This is a genomic window from Inquilinus limosus MP06, from assembly GCF_000767795.1.
GTDB classification, from domain to species: Bacteria; Pseudomonadota; Alphaproteobacteria; order DSM-16000; family Inquilinaceae; genus Inquilinus; species Inquilinus limosus_E.
Genome location: NZ_JANX01000375.1, coordinates 1 through 6,256 on the forward strand (window position 1 = coordinate 1; position 6,256 = coordinate 6,256).

The window sequence follows — 6,256 nt, forward strand, 5'->3', positions numbered from 1 at the left end:
CGGGGGCTCGGCGCCGATGCGCCGCCGCCCGGTCGGCCGCTGAGTGAATGCGTCGGGGCTTCGGTCCCGGCGTCCTTCTGGATAGACTGCGGCCATGACGACGACTGCCGACACGCATCGCCTCTCCGTGGCGCCGATGATGGACTGGACGGACCGGCACTGCCGGTTCTTCCTGCGCCAGATCTCGCGTCATGTCCGGCTGTACACCGAGATGGTGACCACCGGGGCGGTGCTGCATGGCGACCGCGAGCGCATCCTGGGATTCTCCGAGGCGGAGCAGCCGGTGGCGCTGCAGCTCGGCGGCAGCGACCCCGACGCGATGGCCAGGTCCGCCGCCATCGGCGCCGATTGGGGCTATGCCGAGATCAACATGAATGTCGGCTGCCCCAGCGACCGGGTGCAGTCCGGCCGCTTCGGCGCCTGCCTGATGGCTGAGCCGAAGACCGTCGCCGCCTGCGTCGCCGCGATGCGCGCCGCCTGCGACGTGCCGGTCACGGTCAAGTCGCGCATCGGCATCGACGACCGGGACAGCTATGAGGAGCTGGTCGACTTCATCGGCACCATCGCCGAGGCCGGCTGCGACACCTTCATCGTCCATGCCCGCAAGGCGTGGCTGAGCGGGCTGAGCCCGAAGGAGAACCGCGAGATCCCGCCGCTGCGCTACGAGGTGGTGCACCGGCTGAAGCGGGACTTCCCGCACCTCACCATCGTCCTCAATGGCGGCATCACCTCGCTCGACGCCGCCGAGGCGCAGCTCGCCCATCTCGACGGCGTGATGATCGGCCGCGAGGCCTATCAGAACCCCTGGATCCTGGCGGAGGCCGACCGCAGCATCTTCGGCGAGGACAGGCCCGCCCGCAGCCGCCGCGACGCGATCGACGGCTTCCTGCCCTATGTCGAGGCGAACCGCTCCAGGGGCGTGCCGCTGGGCGCCATGACCCGTCATATCCTCGGCCTCTACCAGGCCGTGCCGGGCGCCCGCGCCTTCCGTCGCCACCTCGCCGAGAACGCCCATCGCCCGGGGGCGGGGCCGGAGGTGCTGCGCGCCGCCGTCGACCTGGTCGAGGCCGCGATCGGGCAGCGCCGGGCGGCCTGACGAAAAGACCTTCGGGCCGCCGCATTGCGGCCTTGACAGCCGGGGTGCCGCCTCGTACTTAAGCGGCCCCGACGACGCGGGGGCGCGTAGCTCAGCGGGAGAGCACTCCCTTCACACGGGAGGGGTCACAGGTTCAATCCCTGTCGCGCCCACCATCCTTCCCCATTGTCGACATAGTCTTCCGGTAGCGAGGCCGATGCTGATCGGTCCGTCGAACGGAGGATCCATGGCCTGGAAGGCATGCGACGAAACCATCCCGGGGCTGCGCTCGGTCCTGGCGCTGCTGGCGGCAGCGGCCGTGCTCGCCATCCCGGCGCCATCCCCTGCCCAGGACTTCCTGAGCCCTTATCTGGACGCGCAGAGATACGACAATCTCCGGCGCCACCAGCAGCGGATCCAGCAGCAGCGCCGCGCCCGGCCGGAGAGTCCGGCGTCCTTGTCGCAGCACCAGCGCGCCTGCTCTCAGCGATACCGCAGCTATGATCCGCGGACCGATCTCTATGTCGTGCGTCCCGGTGTGACGGCACGCTGCCGTCTCTGAGACGGGATCGGGCGGCTGCGTGCCCCTGGATATCGCCGCAATCGCGCCCCAGTTTCTTCGCAGTCTGCCGCCCCCCGTCGCCGCGAGGTTCCTGACGCGCATGCACCGCCTCATCCCGATCGCCACCTCCGTCATTGCCCTGGCCGCCGGCCCCGCCATGGCCGCCGATGCCAGCGCCCGCATGACCTATGACGTCTATGTCGGCGGCCTGCGCATGCTGGAGGTGACGTCGGGCGTGTCGCTGGGCAGCGACCGCTACGCCGTCGACCTGTCGGCCCATGTCGTCGGCATCGCCGCCACCTTCAGCGACTGGCGCTCGAACGTGCAGTCGAGCGGCGCCCTGCAGGGCCCGCAGGTGCGCCCGGCCCGCAACGTGGTCGAGCGGATCAACGGCGACGACGCCCGGACCACCACCATCACCTTCCTCGGCGGCGGCCGTATGGATGTCGAGATCGTGCCGAGCAAGAAGCCGAAGCGGGCGCAGACCATCCCGCCGGAACAGCTGGTGCATGCCGTTGACCCGCTGAGCGGCGTGGTCTCGATCCTGCAGGCCCTGCATGTCGGCGCCGCGGCCTGCAAGGGCCAGGTGCCGGTGTTCGACGGGCGCCGCCTGTATCGCGCCGACCTGGCCGATGGCGGCACGGTGATGCTGCAGAAGGCCGATCAGGGGATGTATGGCGGCGAGACCCAGCGCTGCACCCTGACGCTGACGCCGATGGTGGGCGACTTCAACTTCGGCGACGAGCGGCGGACCACCAAGCCGACCGAGTATTTCCAGCGCAGCTCCCGCGTCTCGGACGAGCGGGTGATCGAGACCTGGCTGGCCTCGCCCGGCGGCGGATTGCCGGCGGTGCCGGTGCGGATTCAGAGCGAATCGCCCTGGGGGCTCGTGGTGGTGCATCTGCGGGCGGCGCAGGCCGGTGCCTCCTGATCTCAGCCGAGCCGCGTAACCCGTCGAAACAATAATTGAATTTGCCTTTCGGCTCCGCCGTGGCAGACCACGCGGAACGTTGTTCCGTGATTGTGGAGCCTTCGCCCCGTGAGCGCTGTCGCCTGCCTCATCCTCGCCGCCGGCAAGGGCACGCGGATGAAATCCGACCGTCCCAAGGTGATGCACGAGCTCGCCGGCCGGTCGATGCTCGGCCATGTGGTCGCCGCCGCCCGGGCCCTGGCGCCCGAGCGGATCGCCGTGGTGGTGGGCCCGGGGATGGAGGCGGTGGCGAAGAGCGTCGCCCCGGTCCCGACCGTGGTCCAGCCCGACCAGAAGGGCACCGGCGACGCCGTGCGCGCCGCGCTGCCGGCGATCGCGGGCTTTGACGGCGACGTCATCGTGCTGTTCGGCGACACGCCGCTGCTGACCGCCGCGACGCTGGAGCGGCTGGTGGCGGCCCGCCGCGCCCCGGAGAATCCGGCGGTGGTGGTGCTGGGCATGCGCCCGGATGACCCCTTGCAATACGGCCGGCTGGTGCTGACCGGCGATGGCGGCCTCGACCGCATCGTCGAGTTCTCCGAGGCCAGCGATTTCGAGCGTCAGATCGGCCTGTGCAACGCCGGCATCATGACCTTCGACGGCCGCCGCCTGCCGGAGCTGATCGCGGCGCTCAAGGCCAACAACGCCAAGGGCGAGTTCTTCCTGACCGACACGGTCGAGGCTGCCCGCGCCCGCGGCTGGGCCTGCAGCGTGGTCGAGGGCGACCCGGACGAGGTGCTGGGCATCAATTCGCGGGTCGAGCTGGCCGATGCCGAGACGATCCTGCAGGACCGGCTGCGCCGCCAGGCCATGCTGGGCGGCGCCACGCTGATCGACCCGAAGACTGTCTGGCTGTCGGCCGACACCAGGCTCGGCCGCGACGTCGTGATCGGCCCGTCGACCTTCTTCGGCCCCGGCGTCACGGTCGAGGACGGGGTCGAGATCCTGGGCTTCAGCCATATCGAGGGGGCGACGATCCGCAGCGGCGCCCGCATCGGGCCCTTCGCCCGGCTGCGTCCGGTCACGGTGGTGGGCGAGGGGGCGCATATCGGCAACTTCGTCGAGCTGAAGGCGGCGGACCTCGCCGCCGGCGCCAAGGCCAACCACCTGACCTATCTCGGCGACGTCTCGGTCGGCGAGAGGACCAATATCGGCGCCGGCACCATCGTCTCGAACTACGACGGCTACAACAAGTTCCGCACCAGCATCGGCGCCGAGGTCTTCGTCGGCTCCGACACCGTTCTGGTGGCGCCGGTGACGGTCGGCGACCGCTCCAACATCGCCGCCGGCAGCGTCATCACCCGCGACGTGGCCCCGGACGCGCTGGCGATCGGCCGTGCCCGGCAGGAGGACAAGCCCGGCTGGGCGCCCGCCTATCGCGAGAAGAAGAAGGCCGAGAAGGCCAAGCGGGCGCAGGAGAAGAGCTGAATGTGCGGCATCGTCGGCATCGTCGGGACCCGGCCGGTCGCGTCCCGCCTGGTCGAGGCGCTGAAGCGCCTGGAGTATCGCGGCTATGACTCGGCCGGCATCGCCACCCTGGTCGGCGGCCGGATCGAGCGGCGCCGGGCCGAGGGCAAGCTGGCCAATCTGGAGCGGCGCCTGGGCGACGACCCGGTCGACGGCACCATCGGCATCGGCCATACCCGCTGGGCGACGCATGGCCGGCCGAGCGAGACCAACGCCCACCCGCACGCGACCGACCGGGTCGCCATCGTCCACAACGGCATCATCGAGAACTTCCGCGAGCTGCGCCGCGAGCTCGAGGGGCTCGGCCACGTCTTCGCCACCGAGACCGATTCCGAGATCGTCGCCCATCTGGTCAGCCACTATCTCGACCAGCAGCTGCCGCCGCGCGAGGCCAGCGCCGCGGCGCTGAAGCGGCTGGAGGGCGCCTTCGCCCTGGCCTTCCTGTTCACCGGCGAGGAGGACCTGCTGGTCGTCGCCCGCCGGGGCTCGCCGCTGGCCATCGGCTTCGGCGACGGCGAGATGTATGTCGGCTCCGACGCGCTGGCGATCGGCGCGTGGACCGACCGGATCTGCTATCTCGACGAGGGCGACCGGGCGGTGATCGCCCGCTCCGGCGTCGAGATCTACGACGCCGAGGACCGGTCGGTGGAGCGGCCGGTGAAGCCGATCGCCCAGACCGGGGCGCTGATCGGCAAGGGCGATTTCCGCCACTACATGCTGAAGGAGATCTACGAGCAGCCGGCGGTGGTGGGCGACACGCTGCGCACCATGCTGGACCCGGCGACGCGCGCGATCGTGCCGCCGCCGCTGCCCTTCGACCTCGCCGGGGTGCCGCGCGCCACCATCGTCGCCTGCGGCACCGCCTTCTATTCCGGCATGGTGGCGAAATACTGGTTCGAGACCGTGGCCCGGCTGCCCGTCGAGATCGACATCGCCTCGGAGTTCCGCTACCGCGAGGCGCCGCTGCCCGAGGGCGGGCTGGCGATCTTCGTGTCGCAGTCGGGCGAGACGGCGGACACGCTGGCGGCGCTGCGCTATGCCCGGTCGCAGGGCCAGCGCATCCTGTCGATCGTCAATGTCCCCGACAGCTCGATCGCGCGCGAGAGCGACGCGGTGATCCAGACTCTGGCGGGACCGGAGATCGGCGTCGCCTCGACCAAGGCCTTCACCACCCAGCTGACCGTGCTGGCCTGCCTGGCGGTGGCGGCGGCACGGGCGCGCGGCGCCATCGACGCGGCGCGGGAGGCGGCGCTGTCCACCGCGCTGACCGAGGTGCCTGGCCGGCTGGCCGACGTGCTGAACCACGACGCCACGATCCGCGACCTCGCCCACCAGGTGGCGCTGGCCCGGGATGTTCTGTATCTCGGCCGTGGCCTGTCCTATCCGCTGGCGCTGGAAGGCGCCCTGAAGCTGAAGGAGATCAGCTACATCCACGCGGAAGGTTACGCCGCCGGCGAGATGAAGCACGGGCCGATCGCGCTGATCGACGACAAGGTGCCGGTGATCGTGCTGGCGCCGCGCGACGCGGTGTTCGACAAGACCGTGTCGAACGTGCAGGAGGTGATGGCCCGCGGCGGCAAGGTGCTCTTCTTCTCCGACCGCGACGGCATCGAGAGGCTAGGGCCGGGCCCGGCGGCGGCGATCGACCTGCCGGGCATCGACCCCTTCGTCGCGCCGATCCTCTACGCCGTGCCGGTGCAGCTGCTGGCCTATCACACCGCCGTGGCCAAGGGCACCGATGTCGACCAGCCCCGCAACCTGGCCAAGAGCGTGACGGTGGAGTAGGGCGGAGGCCGGCTCCCGCCGGTCCCTTGGCGCGGCTCAGACCGCCCGGACCTCGGCGAGCCGCCTGACCGCGTGCTCATCCTTCCAGCAGATGGCGGCTTCCCAGGCGGCCGACGCCTGGGCGGCGACGTCATGCGCGGCGCCGTCGAGGCCGGCGGCGTTGTGGGGCAGCGCCAGGTCGAGGTCGGGGACGTCGACATGCGACTCGTCCCAGTCGATCAGCGCGACCCGGTCGGCGGCCATGCGGATGTTGCGCGGATTGGGATCGCCGTGGACGACGCAGGTCGGGCGGCCGGCGAGCCGCGTCCATGCGGCCCGGCACCGGGCAACGGCCTCGGGCGGCATGGCGGTCAGGTCGATCCTCGTCCCGGTCTCGGCGTGCAGCAGGTCGGTCGAC

6 protein-coding genes and 1 tRNA gene are annotated in these 6,256 nt (G+C 71.0%); 6 read left to right on the forward strand and 1 reads right to left on the reverse strand.

The window, feature by feature from the left end; translation table 11 throughout:
* Positions 1-94: 94 nt before the first annotated feature.
* The 6 genes from dusA to glmS all read left to right on the forward strand — a co-directional run bounded on the left by dusA (position 95) and on the right by glmS (position 5,859).
* Positions 95-1,096, forward strand: coding sequence for a tRNA dihydrouridine(20/20a) synthase DusA (gene dusA, locus P409_RS23330; RefSeq protein ID WP_034844345.1), 1,002 nt, complete (start codon positions 95-97; stop codon positions 1,094-1,096).
* 80 nt (positions 1,097-1,176) lie between these two features.
* Positions 1,177-1,251: transfer RNA gene (locus tag P409_RS23335), tRNA-Val, on the forward strand.
* A 71-nt stretch (positions 1,252-1,322) separates the two neighbouring features.
* Positions 1,323-1,637: a BA14K family protein gene (locus P409_RS23340; RefSeq protein WP_034844347.1), complete on the forward strand. Its 315-nt coding sequence runs from the start codon at positions 1,323-1,325 to the stop codon at positions 1,635-1,637.
* A 100-nt stretch (positions 1,638-1,737) separates the two neighbouring features.
* Positions 1,738-2,568: a DUF3108 domain-containing protein gene (locus P409_RS23345; protein ID WP_034844349.1), complete on the forward strand. Its 831-nt coding sequence runs from the start codon at positions 1,738-1,740 to the stop codon at positions 2,566-2,568.
* 108 nt (positions 2,569-2,676) lie between these two features.
* On the forward strand, positions 2,677-4,035 hold the full coding sequence (glmU, locus tag P409_RS23350) for a bifunctional UDP-N-acetylglucosamine diphosphorylase/glucosamine-1-phosphate N-acetyltransferase GlmU (RefSeq protein ID WP_034844351.1): 1,359 nt from the start codon (positions 2,677-2,679) through the stop codon (positions 4,033-4,035).
* Positions 4,036-5,859 carry a glutamine--fructose-6-phosphate transaminase (isomerizing) gene (glmS, locus tag P409_RS23355; RefSeq protein WP_034844353.1) on the forward strand — a complete coding sequence of 608 codons (1,824 nt, stop codon included), beginning with the start codon at positions 4,036-4,038 and terminating at the stop codon, positions 5,857-5,859.
* A 36-nt stretch (positions 5,860-5,895) separates the two neighbouring features.
* Here the strand turns inward: glmS and P409_RS23360 are convergent.
* Positions 5,896-6,256 (reverse strand): phosphotransferase (locus P409_RS23360; protein WP_034844355.1); only part of this gene is annotated, 361 nt, incomplete at its 5' end.

Excerpts from the sequence above, each read along its gene's own strand:
- dusA (WP_034844345.1), top strand. The coding sequence starts at position 95 with ATGACGACGACTGCCGACACGCATCGCCTCTCCGTGGCGCCGATGATG.
- glmS (WP_034844353.1), top strand. The coding sequence starts at position 4,036 with ATGTGCGGCATCGTCGGCATCGTCGGGACCCGGCCGGTCGCGTCCCGC.
- P409_RS23340 (WP_034844347.1), top strand. The coding sequence starts at position 1,323 with ATGGCCTGGAAGGCATGCGACGAAACCATCCCGGGGCTGCGCTCGGTC.
- P409_RS23345 (WP_034844349.1), top strand. The coding sequence starts at position 1,738 with ATGCACCGCCTCATCCCGATCGCCACCTCCGTCATTGCCCTGGCCGCC.